We start from the raw sequence: 15,863 nt of genomic DNA, 5'->3' as shown, positions 1-15,863 counted from the left end.
AAAAACCCCCGCAGTTTACAGGGACTGGTGCGGCCTAGCGAGCGAATGCGGTTGGCATGGCGGATCAGACGGTGGAATGGGGGGTGAGTTCATTGGACGCACGGCCGGCCATCGATTGGGGGCGCGATGCGCCCCACTGGCGCTAATCCAGCGCCTTCCAGATGTCGGTGGCATATTCACGAATGGTCCGGTCCGACGAGAACCAGCCCATTCGCGCGGTGTTGAGCACAGCCACACGCCACCATTCCTGCGGCGTGTGCCAGAGTGCCTCGACCCGGCGCTGGGCATCCCAGTAGGCGTCGAAGTCGGCGCACAACAGGAAGCGGTCATGGTCGACCAGCGAATCGACCAGTTGCACATAGCGCGACGGATCATCCGGCGAGAACACCCCGCCGCGAATCGCCTCGAGCACATCCCGCAGGCGGCGCGAGTCGGCAATCGCCACATTTGCACCAAAGTCGCCGGCCCGCTTGCGCGCTTCCACCTGCTGCGCGGTCAGGCCGAAGATGAACATGTTCTCGGCACCGACCTGTTCGCACATCTCGACGTTGGCGCCATCGAGAGTACCGATGGTCAGCGCGCCATTGAGGCCGAACTTCATGTTGCTGGTCCCGGAAGCCTCGTAGCCTGCCGTGGAGATCTGCTCGGAGAGGTCCGCCGCCGGAATGATGCTCTCGGCCAGGCTGACGTTGTAGTTGGGCAGGAACACCACCTTGAGCAGGCCACGCACGGTCGGATCGTTGTTGACCACCCGAGCGATATCGTTGGTCAGCTTGATGATCAACTTGGCCTGGTGATAGCTGGCGGCAGCCTTGCCAGCAAAGATCTTCACCCGTGGCACCCAGTCGGTACTCGGCTCGGCGCGAATCGCCTGGTACAAGGCAACCGTGTGCAGCAGGTTGAGCAACTGGCGCTTGTACTCGTGGATGCGTTTGACCTGCACGTCGAACATCGCCTCAGGGTTGACCGTAACCCCCAGGCGATCCTGGATGATGCTGGCCAAGGCCCGCTTGCTGTGCAGGCGCTGGGCGGCGAACTGCTTGCGGAACGCCGGCTTGTCGGCGAACGGCGCAAGGTTGACCAGGCGCGTTTCCGAATCATCGAGCACCTCGATGCCCAAGGCCTCGATGAGCATGCCGGTCAGTTGCGGGTTGGCCTGGTACAGCCAGCGGCGGAAGGTGATGCCGTTGGTCTTGTTGTTGATACGCTCCGGGTAGAGCTTGTGCAGCTCGGCAAACACCGTGCTCTTCATCAGTTTGCTGTGCAGCGCCGAGACGCCATTGACGCTGTGCGAACCGAGAAACGCTAGGTTGCCCATGCGCACCCGACGGCCGTTGTCTTCTTCGATCAGCGACACCGCGCGCAGCACGTCGAAATCGTGCTGGCCCTTAGCCCGAAGGGCATCGATATGGTAGGCATTGATCAGGTAGATGATCTGCATGTGCCGCGGCAGCATGCGCTCCATCAGGGCCACCGGCCAGGTTTCCAGGGCTTCGGGGAGCAAGGTGTGGTTGGTGTAGGCCAGCGTGCCGACGGTCACCTCCCAGGCCTTTTCCCAAGGGATTTCATGCTGGTCGACCAGCAGCCGCATCAGCTCGGCCACCGCGATCGAAGGATGGGTGTCATTGAGCTGAATCGCCGCTGCGTCAGGCAGGTTAAGCAGGCTCTTGTGCATGTTCAGGTGACGGCGCAGCAGATCCTGCAGCGAGGCGGAAACAAAGAAGTACTCTTGGCGCAGGCGCAGCTCCTGCCCGGCTTCGGTGCTGTCGGCCGGATACAGAACCCGCGAGATGCTCTCTGCCCGCGCCACTTCGGCCACCGCGCCGAGGTGATCGCCGGCATTGAAGCGCTCCAGGTGCAGCTCTTCCAGGGCGCGCGCGCGCCACAAGCGCAGGGTGTTGACACTGGCGCCGCGCCAGCCGACCACCGGCGTGTCGTAGGCTACCGCCCGCACGGTTTCGCCGGGCCACCAGACCTGACGTTGCTGGCCAGTGGCGTCCTGCACGGTTTCGACGCTGCCGCCAAAGCTGATCGGGTAGATCACCTCGGCCCGCTCGAACTCCCACGGGTTGCCGAAGTCCAGCCAGTTCTCGGTCTGCTCCTGCTGCCAGCCATCGACCACCGCCTGGCGGAACAACCCGTGCTCATAACGGATGCCGTAGCCGTGGGCGGCGATACCCAGGGTCGACATGCTCTCCATGAAGCACGCCGCCAACCGGCCGAGGCCGCCGTTACCCAGCGCCGCGTCGGGCTCGAGCAGGCGGATCCTTTCAAGGTCGACGTTCAGCCCATCCAAGGCTTCGCGGGCGATGTCGAGCAGGCCGAGGTTGCTCAGGCTGTCGAACAGCAGGCGGCCAATGAGAAATTCCAGAGAGAGGTAATAGACGCGCTTCTGGCTGCGTCGATAGGCCTGTCGGGTGTGATCCATCCAGTGATCGACCATGTGGTCGCGAGCGGCCAGGGCAATGGCTTCGAACCAGTCATGATCGAAGGCGTGCTCCGGGTCCTTGCCGACCGCGTAGGTCAGCTTGGCCAATACAGCGGCACGAAAATCGGCCACCTCGGCGTCACGTGCTTTGGGTTCCTGGGACATGCGGCATCCTCGAGCAAGTTGACGAAAGCAGAGGGAGATTGTTCAGACTAGACCCTTCGACAGGGACTGACAGTTCCTGTTCGCAGTTTTCATGCCCAGATGCAGAATCGGGCAAAAGGTTGTTCACAAATTGAGCAACTCCGGTATCATCGCGCGCCCCAAGACCGTGATCTACCCCCCATAATTATGAAACCGACCCTGATTGCCGCGGCCGAAGTCGACCGCCTGGACACCTGGCAACGCTATGCCAGCCATATGTGCGGGGGCTGTCATTCAACCTGCTGCACGCTGCCCGTCGAAGTGAAGATCAAAGACCTCATCCGCATTGGCGTGGTTGATGACTTCGAAAAAGACGAGCCGCCGAAGAATGTTGCCAAGCGCCTGCAGAAGGACGGCATCATCGAGCGCTTCAACCAGAAGTCGGGGATCTTCACCCTGACCCGGATGAGCAACGACGATTGCCTGTACCTGGATCGCAAGAGCCGCCTGTGCACCATTTATGAGAAGCGCCCGGATACCTGTCGTAACCACCCCAAGGTCGGGCCGCGACCGGGGTATTGCGCGTACAAGCCTAAGGCGGCTACGCGCTGAGTTAATTGTTAGCCATTGTCGGCTTGGCTTTGGAGTTGTGGGCTTATCCATTCGATGTGGTGGCCCCACTGGCCCCTTCCGCCCTTACGGCGGGTTACTTTTTTCTTGGAAAAAAGTCACCAAAAACCGCCTGCTCCATCATACGGCCCTCCTGAAGTCACGAAGTTACGGGCGGCGTCTGGGTTGGCGTTGTTTTTGATAGTGGCATGGGTGGTGGTTATTCGGGCCTCTTCGCGGGGCAAGCCCGCTCCTACAGGATTTGCGCCGAATTCAAAGTTTGCGCAATACCTGTAGGAGCGGGCTTGCCCCGCGAAGAGGCCGGTACTGCCAATGCAAATCGCAGGGCGCAGCCCTGCCAGCCACCCCACAAATCCGCTCGTAAACAAACAAAGCGAGAGCGCAGCGATTCGCCAGCCGTTGCCCTGGCTGTTGATCTTGATCTTGCTCTTGATCTACCAGCGACTTCAGGAGGCCGAGTGGAGGTCTTGCGCAGGGAGGTGGAGGCCATGGATGGCCGGAAAGCGCTGAGGCCCAGGATGGGCCGTACAGCGCGGTCCTCCCGGAGCAAGACCGGAGCGAGGGAACCCCGTAGCGCAGCGTAGGGGCCGGATGCAGGAGCAAGCGGTTTTTGGTTACTTTTTTCCAAGAAAAAATCGGCATAGGGGGCAGCCCTCTAGCCGCGCCCCTGCCACACCACCCGGCATGCGGGTCCGCACCGGGCGGTTCGAGAACTCCAGATCAGATCAGGCGGGGTAACCCCATCCGGTCAAACCAGGCAACCGTCAGTACGCCATGAATCAGGCCGGCACTGTTATGCCATACCCTATGGCTCTGCGCCGCAGTCTGTGCAGCCAACTTGGGGCTGGCGCCCATCTTGCGCACTTCACGATAGATCGTTCTGCCGGTTCTCCATTGCTTGAGCTGGATCGCCCTGAGCCTTCGTCGTATCCACCCGTCCAAACGCCTCCACATCGCGGTGGTTTGCGACAAGCCGAAGTACGCTTTCCAGCCCAGTAGGTAAGGTCTCAACCCCTCAATCACCTGCTCCAGACTTCGACCACCATTACGTTTGGTCAACCCCCGGATCCGTTGTTTGAAGGTCTGTAACGCCTTGGTTGTTGCCCAGCGTCTGATCTTGCCTTGCGCTGACAGCCAGAAGCCGTACCCCAGAAACTTTCGACCAAACGCACTGCCAACCGCGCTTTTGCCTTCGTTCACCCGCAGCCCAAGACGACCGTAAAGGCGTCGGAGCAGTGCCATCACCCGCAAGCCGGCTTTGGGGCTTCGAACGTAAACGTTGGCATCATCCGCATACCTGACGAAGCGATGACCCCGTCGCTCCAGCTCCTTGTCCACCTCATCCAGCACCACGTTCGCCAACAGGGGTGAAAGCGGACCGCCTTGCGGCGTCCCCTGTCGGTCCACCACTATGTCCTGGCCGATCAGCGTCCCGCAGTTCAGGTAGGCACGGATCAGGCGCAGTACGCCACGATCAGTCACCGTCCTGCTCAGCCGGGCGATCAGCAAGTCATGCTGGACGCAGTCGAAAAACTGCTCAAGGTCCACGTCCACCACGATTCCACACCCCGAATGGATGTGTTGCTGCGCGGCCAAAACAGCTTGGTGCGCGTTGCGACCGGGGCGAAAACCATAGCTGTGCTCACTGAAACCAGGATCCAGCAAAGGCTGGAGGACCTGCAGCAGCGCCTGCTGGATGACCCTGTCCGTGACCGTCGGTATACCGAGCTTACGCTCGCCACCGCCCGGCTTTGGGATCAATACCCTACGCACCGGCGCTGGCCGGTATTCACCCGCCAGCAGTTGCCGACGGATCAGCGGCCACGCCGTTTTCAGGTGCTCTACGGTTTCGTCGATCGTGAGACCGTCTACACCTGCAACACCTTTGTTCGAACGCACCCGCTTGAGTGCAAGCAATAGATTTTCTCTGGTCAGGGCTGCTTGCAGCAGCCCTCCATCTGTGGGGTTTGGATCATGTCGCGGACAGCCAGCTTCAACGCTGGAGCCGCGCGCCAGGGATTCACCCCTCTTCGTCGACTCCCGCCCCGAGTTACCAGGCATCTGTTGCACGGCCGGCTGTATCTTCATGTCAAACCACTTTCCTTCTCGTTCGGCCCTTCGCTGTTAAACAGCTACTACGACCTCTGCTGACTTCTCGCTCCGGCTCACACCGTCGTCCTTTCGGACACAAGGCGAGATCTCCCCGGGTAAGAACGCCATCCTTCACCTCACAACCGCCGCATTTACGTATCCGGCCTTTAGGCCACAAGAGCTTCGCAGGCACTTGGCTGCTCGCCCTGACCGAATACGCCTCAGATGCGATTCGTGTACCTCGGCTCAAGGTTTATGCTCCACGCTTCCTCCCCACAGTCGGTCGCCCTTCTGCAGTTGCGCTTCGCTTCGCTCGCTGTGGCCAGCTCGCGGGAGGACTTGCACCTCCAGGATGGCGCCCATGCCGGGCGCACAAGTGACCCGCCGTAAGGGCGGAAGGGGCCAGCAGCGCCACCCCATCAAATGGATAAACCCACAGCCCACAAGCCCAAGCCCAACCCAAACCATCCCCCGGCGATCCGGAAACAACCCCAAAAAAAACGCCCCCGGTCTCGCGACCAGGGGCGTTTCTCATTCAGCCTGAGCTAACTCAGTTCTTGGATTTCTTGGCAGCGCGGGTACGCTCGCCTTCGTCCAGGATCTTCTTGCGCAGACGGATCGACTTAGGCGTGACTTCGCACAGCTCGTCGTCCTGGATGAATTCCAGGGCCTGTTCCAGAGTGAAGCGAACAGGCGGAACCAGCGCGATGGTTTCGTCTTTGCCCGAAGCACGCATGTTGTCGAGCTTCTTGCCTTTGGTTGGGTTGACGCCCAGATCGTTGTCGCGGCTGTTCAGACCAACCAGCTGACCGTTGTAGATCTCCTGGCCGTGCTCGACGAACAGCTTGCCGCGCGCCTGCAGGGTTTCCAGCGAGTAGGTCAGGGCCTTGCCGGTCTCGACCGAAACCAGTACACCGTTCTGACGGCCGGACATGTGGCCGGACTTCATGGTGTCGTAGCGATCGAAGATCGAGGTCAGGATGCCTGCACCGTTGGTCAGGGTCAGGAACTGGTTACGGAAACCGATCAGACCACGGGCTGGAATGTTGTATTCCAGACGAACACGGCCCTTGCCATCCGGCACCATGTTGGTCAGGTCGCCTTTACGCAGACCCATTTCTTCCATGACCTTGCCCTGCGAATCTTCAGGGATGTCGATGGTGACGTTCTCGAACGGTTCCTGCTTCACGCCGCCAACTTCGCGGATGATCACTTCAGGACGGCCTACAGCCATCTCGAAGCCTTCGCGACGCATGGTTTCGATCAAAACCGACAGGTGCAGTTCACCACGGCCGGAAACCTTGAACTTGTCAGCCGAGTCGCCTTCTTCAACGCGCAGTGCAACGTTGTACAGCAGCTCTTTGTCCAGACGTTCCTTGATGTTACGGGAAGTCACGAACTTGCCTTCTTTACCGCAGAACGGCGAATCGTTGACCTGGAAGGTCATGGAAACGGTCGGCTCGTCGACGGTCAGTGGCTTCATCGCCTCAACTGCGTCCGGGGAGCACAGGGTGTCGGAGATGAACAGCTCTTCGAAGCCGCTGATGCAGACGATGTCGCCAGCCTGGGCTTCTTCGACGTCAACGCGGTGCAGACCGTGGTGACCCATCAGCTTGAGGATACGGCCGTTACGCTTCTTGCCGTCGACGTCGATGGCAACAACCGGGGTGTTCGGCTTGACGCGACCACGGGCGATACGGCCAACGCCGATAACACCGAGGAAGCTGTTGTAGTCCAGAGCGGAGATCTGCATCTGGAACGGACCGTCACGGTCAACAGCAGGTGCTGGAACGTTGTCGACGATCGACTGGTACAGCGGGGTCATGTCTTCAGCCATTTCAGCGTGGTCCAGACCGGCAATGCCGTTCAGGGCCGAGGCGTAGACGACTTTGAAGTCCAGCTGCTCGTCGGTGGCGCCGAGGTTGTCGAACAGGTCGAAGATCTGGTCCAGAACCCAGTCAGGACGCGCGCCCGGACGGTCAACCTTGTTGATCACGACGATCGGCTTCAGGCCAGCTTCGAAAGCCTTCTTGGTCACGAAGCGGGTTTGCGGCATCGGGCCGTCCTGGGCGTCGACCAGCAGCAGCACCGAGTCAACCATCGACATTACACGTTCAACTTCGCCACCGAAGTCGGCGTGGCCGGGGGTGTCGACGATGTTGATGTGGTAGCCATTCCAGTTGATGGCGGTGTTTTTCGCCAGAATGGTAATGCCGCGCTCTTTTTCCTGGTCGTTCGAGTCCATTACACGCTCGTCGTTGAGCTCGTTACGCTCGAGGGTGCCGGATTGACGCAGGAGTTTGTCGACCAGGGTGGTTTTACCATGGTCAACGTGGGCGATGATGGCGATGTTACGCAGATTTTCGATCACAAATGTATCTCGATCAGAGGATTCGGTTGCCGCCCAGTCTAGGCGGCCAATATGAAGGTAAAAGGCTCAGCGGGCCCATTGGTCGGGAGGGCGATGGCGGATGCTGCCGCCATACAGCCCTGGCGTCTTATGCCGGACGATAAACACGCACATTGGCATGTCCCTCACTGAGCAGGTGATGCGCATGCAGGCGACTCATGACGCCCTTGTCGCAATAAAGAAGGTACTGACGGTTGCCATCGAGCTGCTTGAAACGGCTGTTGATGGCATAGAAAGGCATGACCTGGACGTCGATACCGTCGATCACCAGGGGTTCGTCTTCCTGGGCATCGGGGTGGCGAATGTCGATGACGATCTGGCCAGGCAGGGCTTCTGCCACTTCCTCGACCTGAATGTCCTGGCCCAACTCGTCGATAACATTGTCGATCGAAATGAAGCGGGCACGCTCAAGGGCGCGCTCAAGCACTTGCATGTCGAACTGTTTCTCTTCGTGGGCAACCCGGTGCGGTTTGGCACAGGTGGTCGGGTTCACGGAGATCACGCCGCAGTATTCTGGCATGTGCTTGGCAAACTCGGCGGTGCCGATCTGATAAGCGGTATCGATAATATCCTGCTTGTGGCTGGCCAGCAGCGGGCGCAGCACGAGCTTTTCGGTGGCTTGGTCAATAACGGCCAGGTTCGGCAGCGTCTGGCTGGAAACCTGGGAGATCGCCTCGCCGGTCACCAGGGCATCGATCTGCAGGCGGTCGGCGATGTTTGCCGAGGCCCGCAGCATCATGCGCTTGAGGGTGACGCCCATATAACTGTTGTCGACCTTGCCGAGGATCTCGCCGACCACTTCTTCGAACGGCACGCTGATGAACAGTACGCGCTGACTGCTGCCGTATTTCTTCCACAGGTAGTGGGCGACTTCCATCACCCCCAGCTCATGGGCACGGCCACCGAGGTTGAAGAAGCAGAAGTGGGTCATCAGACCGCGGCGCATCATCTGATAGGCGGCGACGGTTGAGTCAAAGCCACCCGACATCAGCACCAGGGTCTGCTCCAGGGCGCCCAACGGGTAGCCGCCAATGCCCTGATGCTGGTTGTGGATCACGAACAGGCGCTGGTCGCGGATCTCGATGCGGACCATGACCTCAGGCGTCTTCAGGTCGATGCCAGCGGCGCCACACTGCTGACGCAGTTGGCTGCCGACGTAGCGGTCGACGTCCATCGAGGTGAAGTCGTGGTGGCCGCCGCGCTTGCAGCGCACGGCGAAGCGCTTGCCGGCCAGCAGGTGGCCGAAGTGCTCGCGGCACTTGGCGACGATGTCGTCGAAGTCGCCCAGCGGGTACTCCTCGACCTGCAGGAAGTGGGTGATCCCCGGCATGCACGAGAGGCGCTCGATCATCTCGCGCTGAAGCTTCTCGTCTTCGACGCGGGTAACCACTTCGAGATTGTCCCAGACACCATCAACCTTCAGCTCAGGATCGACATCCTTGAGCACATTGCGAATGTTCTTCGCGAGCTGACGGATGAAGCGCTTGCGCACCGGCCGGCTCTTGATGGTGATTTCTGGGAAGACTTTGACGATAAGTTTCATGGGTAAACAGCGCGCCCAGGGCCTGCCGAAAATGAGGGGCGCGAATTATAGCGGAAATTGCTCAGGATTTGACCAACTTTTGTACAGAAAGGTTTGCGGGGCGTCAGCGGCGGCCTCTTCGCGGGGCAAGCCCGCTCCTGCAGGGGATTTTCCAGCCCTTAATCTTGTGGCTATGCGATTGAACTGCGAAGAAGCCCTTAAACAATGCACAAAAACCGATAGACGCACCATAATGGTGCCAGCAAGTTAATTCCTGCATCTTATAAGTGCGTTTTTCGCCGTAAGCCGTCGGCAATCTGCCCGCAAACGCCTGCTTTTGTCCTGTGTTCGCCATTTTCGGGCACTGGCATGCAATTTGCTCCCTTGTGAGGCAGGTAAGCTTGGCCGACTATGCGCGCCCGGCGACACCCTTTTTCCAGGGCAGCGGCCTACCGCGCTCTAGACCATCCGGAGGACAACATGTCGAAGTCGGTTCAGCTCATCAAAGATCATGACGTCAAGTGGATTGATCTGCGTTTCACGGACACCAAAGGCAAGCAGCAACACGTCACCATGCCAGCTCGCGATGCGCTGGATGATGAGTTCTTCGAAGCAGGCAAGATGTTCGATGGTTCCTCCATCGAAGGCTGGAAAGGCATCGAAGCCTCCGACATGATCCTGCTGCCGGATGACAGCACCGCCGTGCTGGACCCGTTCACCGAAGAGCCGACCCTGATCCTGGTCTGCGACGTGATCGAGCCGTCTACCATGCAAGGCTACGACCGCGACCCACGTGCCATCGCCCGTCGCGCCGAAGAGTACCTGAAGACCACCGGTATCGGTGACACCGTCTTCGTTGGCCCAGAGCCAGAATTCTTCATCTTCGACGACGTCAAGTTCAAGTCCGACATCTCCGGTTCGATGTTCAAGATCTTCTCCGAACAAGGTTCGTGGATGACCGACCAGGACGTCGAAGGCGGCAACAAAGGCCACCGTCCAGGCGTCAAAGGCGGCTACTTCCCACTGCCGCCGGTCGACCACGACCACGAAATCCGCACCGCAATGTGCAACGCCCTGGAAGAAATGGGCCAGGTCGTCGAAGTTCACCACCACGAAGTGGCGACTGCCGGCCAGAACGAAATCGGCGTCAAGTTCAACACCCTGGTTGCCAAGGCTGACGAAGTTCAGACCCTGAAGTACTGCGTGCACAACGTTGCCGACGCTTACGGCCGCACCGCGACCTTCATGCCGAAGCCGCTGTACGGCGACAACGGCTCGGGCATGCACGTGCACATGTCGATCGCCAAAGACGGCAAGAACACCTTCGCCGGTGAAGGCTATGCCGGCCTGTCGGAAACTGCCCTGTACTTCATCGGCGGTATCATCAAGCACGGTAAGGCCCTGAACGGCTTCACCAACCCGGCTACCAACTCCTACAAGCGTCTGGTACCAGGTTTCGAAGCGCCGGTCATGCTGGCCTACTCGGCCCGTAACCGTTCGGCCTCGATCCGTATTCCTTACGTTTCCAGCCCGAAAGCCCGCCGTATCGAAGCGCGCTTCCCGGACCCGGCTGCCAACCCGTACCTGTGCTTCGCCGCACTGCTGATGGCTGGCCTGGATGGCATCCAGAACAAGATCCACCCAGGCGATGCTGCCGACAAGAACCTGTACGACCTGCCGCCTGAAGAGGCCAAGGAAATCCCACAGGTGTGCGGTAGCCTGAAAGAAGCCCTGGAAGAGCTGGACAAGGGTCGTGCCTTCCTGACCAAGGGCGGCGTGTTCTCCGACGACTTCATCGATGCCTACATCGAGCTGAAGTCGGAAGAAGAAATCCGCGTTCGCACCTTCGTTCACCCGCTGGAATACGACCTGTACTACAGCGTCTGATGTAAGCGGCGCCCGGCGTCGCGACCGTCAACCAGAAACGGCCTCCCTGTGGAGGCCGTTTCCGTTTCGGCAGACACGATTTTCGGAAGCGTCCGACTTGTACTCCCAAAGCCGCGCTTCACACTCGCAGACTCCACTCAAACAGGAGACTGCCGATGCGCCTCGCCCCGCTTGTTCTTTTTTGCGTCTTTGGCCTGAATGGCTGCGCCGCTGCCCCCACCGACCCCACCCTCCTGCACTTGCTCAACCTCATCGAGCGCCGCCTGGCGACCGCTGACGTCGTGGCCCTGCATAAGTGGGATAGCCAGCAACCGGTGCAGGCGACTGAGCGCGAACACTCGATCGTTGCCGCTGTGAGGCTCGCAGCACCCGCCTATCAATTAAGCCCGGACCTGGCCGCCACGTTTTTCAAGGACCAGATCGAAGCCAATAAACTGATCCAGTACTCGCTGCTCTCGCAGTGGCACCTGGTCGGCCAGGCGCCAGACCTGCCGCGCCACGACTTGCAGAAAACCATCCGCCCGCGTCTGGATAGCCTGCAGGCTGACCTGCTGCGCCAACTGGCGTACTTCCATCAACAACGCCCGCAGGATTGCGCCAGCCAACTGGCCTTTGCCCTGGCACAACGCAAAGGCGATGCGATTCACCGCGTGGGCATGATCCGCGCCACGGGGCAGCTCTGCGACTAAGCCGTTTACCTCTATGCTCTATATTGGTGCAGAAGCAGGGCAAATGCCCTGCTATGCATCCCAATATGGTTCAAGAGAAACGATTCATCAGCAGTTTCTGGCTCGCAATAGCGCATATCCAGGGCTTTTTCAGGTAATTCCGCTTCTTTTCGGAGCCTTGGTTTGTTTCTTGCATTTTCAAGGCATCACGCGGATCACCAGCGCCCGCCCTTGGCTCAGTCAACGGCGGCCCATGTGCCAAAAGAGGTCAACGACGCCCCATGACCATCAGCGATGCACAGCACCGACTGCTTCTGGACAACCTGACCACCGCCACGCTGCTGCTCAATGCCGAGCTGCGCCTGGAATACATGAATCCAGCGGCGGAAATGCTCCTGGCCGTCAGCGGCCAGCGCAGCCATGGGCAGTTCATCAGCGAGCTGTTTACCGAATCGACCGAGGCGCTCAATTCGCTGCGCCAGGCCGTGGAGCAGGCGCACCCGTTCACCAAGCGCGAGGCGCAACTGACTTCGCTGACCGGGCAGAGCATCACTGTCGATTACGCTGTGACACCGATTCTGCACCAGGGCCAGACCCTGCTGTTGCTCGAGGTGCACCCGCGCGACCGACTGCTGCGCATCACCAAGGAAGAGGCCCAGCTGTCCAAGCAGGAAACCACCAAGATGCTGGTGCGCGGCCTGGCCCACGAAATAAAGAATCCGCTGGGCGGCATTCGCGGTGCTGCGCAACTGCTCGCCCGCGAGCTGCCCAACGACGGCCTGCGTGACTACACCAATGTGATCATCGAAGAGGCCGACCGCCTGCGCAACCTGGTCGACCGCATGCTCGGCTCGAACAAACTGCCGTCACTGGCCATGACCAACGTCCACGAAGTACTGGAGCGGGTCTGCAGCCTGGTCGACGCGGAAAGCCAGGGATGCATCACTTTGGTGCGCGACTACGACCCAAGCCTGCCGGATGTGCTGATCGACCGCGAACAGATGATCCAGGCCGTTCTCAATATCGTGCGTAACGCCATGCAGGCGATCAGCAGCCAGAACGAACTGCGCCTGGGCCGTATCACCCTGCGCAGTCGGGCGGTACGCCAGTTCACCATTGGCCATATCCGTCACCGCCTGGTGGCCCGTGTCGAAATCACTGACAACGGCCCCGGGATTCCGGTTGAACTGCAGGACACCCTGTTTTATCCCATGGTCAGCGGACGCCCGGACGGTACCGGGCTCGGTCTGGCCATTACCCAGAACATCATCAGCCAGCACCAGGGCCTGATCGAGTGTGAGAGCCACGCCGGCCACACCACCTTTTCGATCTTCCTGCCCCTGGAACAAGGAGCCACTGCCTAATGAGCCGAAGTGAAACCGTCTGGATCGTCGACGATGATCGCTCTATCCGCTGGGTACTGGAAAAGGCCCTGCAACAGGAGGGCATGACCACCCAGAGCTTCGACAGCGCCGACGGCGTCATGGGCCGCCTGGCTCGGCAGCAACCGGACGTGATCATTTCCGATATCCGCATGCCCGGCGCCAGTGGCCTCGACCTGCTCGCGCAGATCCGCGAGCAGCATCCGCGCTTGCCGGTCATCATCATGACCGCCCACTCCGACCTCGACAGCGCCGTGGCGTCCTATCAGGGCGGGGCTTTCGAATACCTGCCCAAGCCGTTCGACGTTGACGAGGCCGTCTCGCTGGTCAAGCGCGCCAACCAGCATGCCCAGGAGCAACAAGGCCTGGATGTACCGCCGACGCTGACTCGCACTCCGGAAATCATCGGCGAAGCGCCGGCGATGCAAGAGGTGTTTCGCGCAATTGGCCGGCTTAGCCATTCCAACATCACCGTGCTGATCAACGGTGAGTCGGGTACCGGTAAAGAGCTGGTCGCGCACGCCTTGCATCGCCACAGCCCGCGGGCGGCGTCGCCGTTTATCGCGTTGAACATGGCGGCGATCCCCAAGGATTTGATGGAGTCCGAGCTGTTCGGCCATGAAAAGGGGGCCTTTACGGGCGCGGCCAACCTGCGCCGTGGTCGATTCGAGCAGGCCGATGGGGGTACGCTGTTCCTCGACGAGATCGGCGACATGCCGGCCGACACCCAGACGCGTCTGCTGCGGGTACTGGCCGATGGCGAGTTCTATCGGGTGGGCGGCCATGTGCCGGTCAAGGTCGACGTGCGGATCATCGCCGCGACGCACCAGAACCTGGAAACGCTGGTACAGGCCGGCAAATTCCGTGAGGATTTGTTCCACCGCCTCAATGTCATTCGCATTCATATCCCGCGTCTGTCTGATCGGCGCGAAGACATCCCGACCCTGGCCCGGCACTTCCTCGGACGCGCCGCGCAGGAGCTGGCAGTCGAGCCCAAGCTGCTCAAGCCGGAGACTGAAGAGTTCATCCGCAACCTGCCCTGGCCGGGCAACGTGCGTCAGCTGGAAAACACGTGCCGCTGGATCACTGTCATGGCTTCCAGCCGGGAAGTACTGATCGGCGACTTGCCACCCGAGCTGCTCAACCTGCCACAAGACGCTGCGCCGGTGACCAACTGGGAGCAGGCACTACGCCAGTGGGCAGACCAGGCGTTGGCCCGCGGTCAGTCGAACCTGCTCGACAGCGCCGTGCCCAGTTTTGAGCGGATCATGATCGAGACAGCCCTCAAGCACACTGCTGGGCGTCGGCGTGATGCCGCGGTGTTGCTGGGCTGGGGGCGTAATACCCTGACCCGCAAGATCAAGGAGCTGGGGATGAAGGTCGATGGTGGGGATGATGATGACGGGGATGAGCATTGATCCAGGCCTGATGCACTGAATCCAGACACTTTGGGGCCGCTTTGCGGCCCCAAGCATTTTCGATCTCGGTGCACCGATTCTGTGCCGCGTGCACTGCCCCAAGGCACAAACCCCCTCAAAACCTGGCAAAAACGCCTTGAAACGCAATGTTTCCGGCCCCTGCGAAACTGGCACGACACCTGCAATATCTAATACATCCAGTTTCGGGGACCTCGGTACAGGCAAGGCCGGGAATTCCCCTCTTTTATTCGTGCGGCTTGCTGCACAGGCAAATACCAAGCGTCGTCTTGCGGCCCATCGCCATAAGCAGACGCTCCGGTTCTGGGGACCTCGGTACAGGCAGGCCGGGAATCCCCTCTTTTATTCGTGCAACCTCACCTGCACTCGCCAACGCCCATCGTCCTCTGCACCGGCCCAGTCGCCGTGCAGGGGACGCGCGGCAACCACGGTCAACAACAACCCTTCCTCGCTCTTCTGCAAGCGCCAGCCGACCGGCTTGCCCTGCAACATCAATTGGCCCCGCTGCGCCCTGCCTGTAGCCTGGAACACCAGCGCAACCGTCCCTTGGACATTCTCGCCATGCAGCTTGGGTTCTTCGTTGAACCACAGGTCGAGGCCATCCTGAACCACCTCGACCTGCTCGAGCACGCGCTCTTCAGGGGCGGTCAGGCGGCCGATCATCAGGCCGACCATCACGCCCACGATGGCCAGCGAAAACATCACCCGCGGGAAGGCCTTCGAACGCAGGTCGGGTTCGGGGGTAGAATGCCCGTCATCTTCATGCTTGGAGCCGTGCATGTTTCACGTCATCCTTTTTCAACCAGAAATTCCGCCGAATACCGGCAACATCATCCGCCTCTGTGCCAACAGTGGCTGCGACCTGCACCTGATCGAGCCGATCGGCTTCGAGCTGGACGACAAGCGCCTGCGCCGGGCAGGGCTGGATTACCATGAGTATGCCACGCTCAAGCGTCACGAGAGCCTGGCCGGATGCCTGGAGAGCCTCGGCCAGCCGCGTCTGTTTGCTTTTACTACCAAGGGTTCGCACCCGTTCCATGAAGTGGCTTATCAGCCGGGGGATGCGTTCCTGTTCGGCCCTGAGAGCCGCGGGTTGCCGGCCGAGGTGCTGGACAGCCTGCCGGCGGAGCAGAAGCTGCGGCTGCCGATGCGGCCTGGCTGCCGTAGCCTGAACCTGTCCAATACGGTGGCGGTGACGGTGTATGAGGCGTGGCGTCAGCAGGGGTTTGCCTGAGGGGCGGTGCTGGCACCTCGGCTACCTCGTA

11 protein-coding genes are annotated in these 15,863 nt (G+C 60.5%); 6 read left to right on the top strand and 5 right to left on the bottom strand.

Going from position 1 to position 15,863, the window contains the following annotated elements:
- Positions 1 to 142 precede the first annotated feature (142 nt).
- A complete protein-coding gene (locus J3B00_RS04160) occupies positions 143 to 2,593 on the bottom strand; it encodes a glycogen/starch/alpha-glucan phosphorylase (protein WP_209864313.1) in 2,451 nt (816 codons plus the stop codon).
- 186 nt (positions 2,594 to 2,779) lie between these two features.
- On the opposite strand from J3B00_RS04160, the gene J3B00_RS04155 reads away from it, so the two are divergent.
- Complete coding sequence (locus J3B00_RS04155; RefSeq protein WP_209864310.1) at positions 2,780 to 3,184, top strand: YkgJ family cysteine cluster protein; 405 nt, start codon at positions 2,780 to 2,782, stop codon at positions 3,182 to 3,184.
- A gap of 738 nt (positions 3,185 to 3,922) precedes the next feature.
- Here the strand turns inward: J3B00_RS04155 and ltrA are convergent.
- The 3 genes from ltrA to thiI form a co-directional block, all read right to left on the bottom strand.
- Positions 3,923 to 5,290: a group II intron reverse transcriptase/maturase gene (gene ltrA / locus J3B00_RS04150; protein WP_209864306.1), complete on the bottom strand. Its 1,368-nt coding sequence runs from the start codon at positions 5,288 to 5,290 to the stop codon at positions 3,923 to 3,925.
- 553 nt (positions 5,291 to 5,843) lie between these two features.
- Entirely contained in the window at positions 5,844 to 7,664 is a 1,821-nt protein-coding gene (gene typA / locus J3B00_RS04145; RefSeq protein ID WP_209864302.1) for a translational GTPase TypA, read from the bottom strand.
- A gap of 127 nt (positions 7,665 to 7,791) precedes the next feature.
- A complete protein-coding gene (gene thiI / locus J3B00_RS04140; RefSeq protein WP_209864287.1) occupies positions 7,792 to 9,246 on the bottom strand; it encodes a tRNA uracil 4-sulfurtransferase ThiI in 1,455 nt (484 codons plus the stop codon).
- Positions 9,247 to 9,705: 459 nt separating this feature from the next.
- Between thiI and glnA the strand changes: the two genes are divergently transcribed.
- The 4 genes from glnA (at position 9,706) to ntrC (ending at position 14,580) form a co-directional block, all read left to right on the top strand.
- Positions 9,706 to 11,112, top strand: a complete 1,407-nt coding sequence (glnA, locus tag J3B00_RS04135; RefSeq protein WP_209864284.1) for a glutamate--ammonia ligase — start codon at positions 9,706 to 9,708, stop codon at positions 11,110 to 11,112.
- A gap of 155 nt (positions 11,113 to 11,267) precedes the next feature.
- Complete coding sequence (locus J3B00_RS04130) at positions 11,268 to 11,801, top strand: chorismate mutase (RefSeq protein ID WP_209864281.1); 534 nt, start codon at positions 11,268 to 11,270, stop codon at positions 11,799 to 11,801.
- A 260-nt stretch (positions 11,802 to 12,061) separates the two neighbouring features.
- Positions 12,062 to 13,144: a nitrogen regulation protein NR(II) gene (gene glnL / locus J3B00_RS04125; RefSeq protein WP_209864278.1), complete on the top strand. Its 1,083-nt coding sequence runs from the start codon at positions 12,062 to 12,064 to the stop codon at positions 13,142 to 13,144.
- Positions 13,144 to 14,580 carry a nitrogen regulation protein NR(I) gene (gene ntrC / locus J3B00_RS04120; RefSeq protein WP_209864275.1) on the top strand — a complete coding sequence of 479 codons (1,437 nt, stop codon included), beginning with the start codon at positions 13,144 to 13,146 and terminating at the stop codon, positions 14,578 to 14,580. The genes glnL and ntrC overlap by 1 nt, the downstream gene beginning before the upstream one ends.
- A 360-nt stretch (positions 14,581 to 14,940) precedes the next feature.
- Here ntrC and J3B00_RS04115 read toward each other — a convergent pair whose 3' ends face one another.
- Positions 14,941 to 15,378: a hypothetical protein gene (locus J3B00_RS04115; protein WP_209864272.1), complete on the bottom strand. Its 438-nt coding sequence runs from the start codon at positions 15,376 to 15,378 to the stop codon at positions 14,941 to 14,943.
- Between J3B00_RS04115 and trmL the strand changes: the two genes are divergently transcribed.
- Positions 15,377 to 15,832: a tRNA (uridine(34)/cytosine(34)/5-carboxymethylaminomethyluridine(34)-2'-O)-methyltransferase TrmL gene (trmL, locus tag J3B00_RS04110; protein ID WP_209864269.1), complete on the top strand. Its 456-nt coding sequence runs from the start codon at positions 15,377 to 15,379 to the stop codon at positions 15,830 to 15,832. The genes J3B00_RS04115 and trmL overlap by 2 nt on opposite strands.
- Positions 15,833 to 15,863: the final 31 nt, after the last annotated feature.

This window comes from Pseudomonas sp. BP8 (assembly GCF_017875955.1).
Lineage (GTDB): Bacteria > Pseudomonadota > Gammaproteobacteria > Pseudomonadales > Pseudomonadaceae > Aquipseudomonas.
The sequence above is the reverse complement of the archived record's forward strand: the minus strand, read 5'-3'. Positions and strand labels throughout refer to the sequence as shown.

What these genes read in the sequence shown, in the direction of transcription:
- trmL (WP_209864269.1), top strand. Translation starts at nt 15,377, where the DNA reads ATGTTTCACGTCATCCTTTTTCAACCAGAAATTCCGCCGAATACCGGC.
- J3B00_RS04155 (WP_209864310.1), top strand. Translation starts at nt 2,780, where the DNA reads ATGAAACCGACCCTGATTGCCGCGGCCGAAGTCGACCGCCTGGACACC.
- thiI (WP_209864287.1), bottom strand. Translation starts at nt 9,246, where the DNA reads ATGAAACTTATCGTCAAAGTCTTCCCAGAAATCACCATCAAGAGCCGG.
- J3B00_RS04160 (WP_209864313.1), bottom strand. Translation starts at nt 2,593, where the DNA reads ATGTCCCAGGAACCCAAAGCACGTGACGCCGAGGTGGCCGATTTTCGT.
- glnA (WP_209864284.1), top strand. Translation starts at nt 9,706, where the DNA reads ATGTCGAAGTCGGTTCAGCTCATCAAAGATCATGACGTCAAGTGGATT.
- glnL (WP_209864278.1), top strand. Translation starts at nt 12,062, where the DNA reads ATGACCATCAGCGATGCACAGCACCGACTGCTTCTGGACAACCTGACC.
- ltrA (WP_209864306.1), bottom strand. Translation starts at nt 5,290, where the DNA reads ATGAAGATACAGCCGGCCGTGCAACAGATGCCTGGTAACTCGGGGCGG.
- J3B00_RS04115 (WP_209864272.1), bottom strand. Translation starts at nt 15,378, where the DNA reads ATGCACGGCTCCAAGCATGAAGATGACGGGCATTCTACCCCCGAACCC.
- ntrC (WP_209864275.1), top strand. Translation starts at nt 13,144, where the DNA reads ATGAGCCGAAGTGAAACCGTCTGGATCGTCGACGATGATCGCTCTATC.
- J3B00_RS04130 (WP_209864281.1), top strand. Translation starts at nt 11,268, where the DNA reads ATGCGCCTCGCCCCGCTTGTTCTTTTTTGCGTCTTTGGCCTGAATGGC.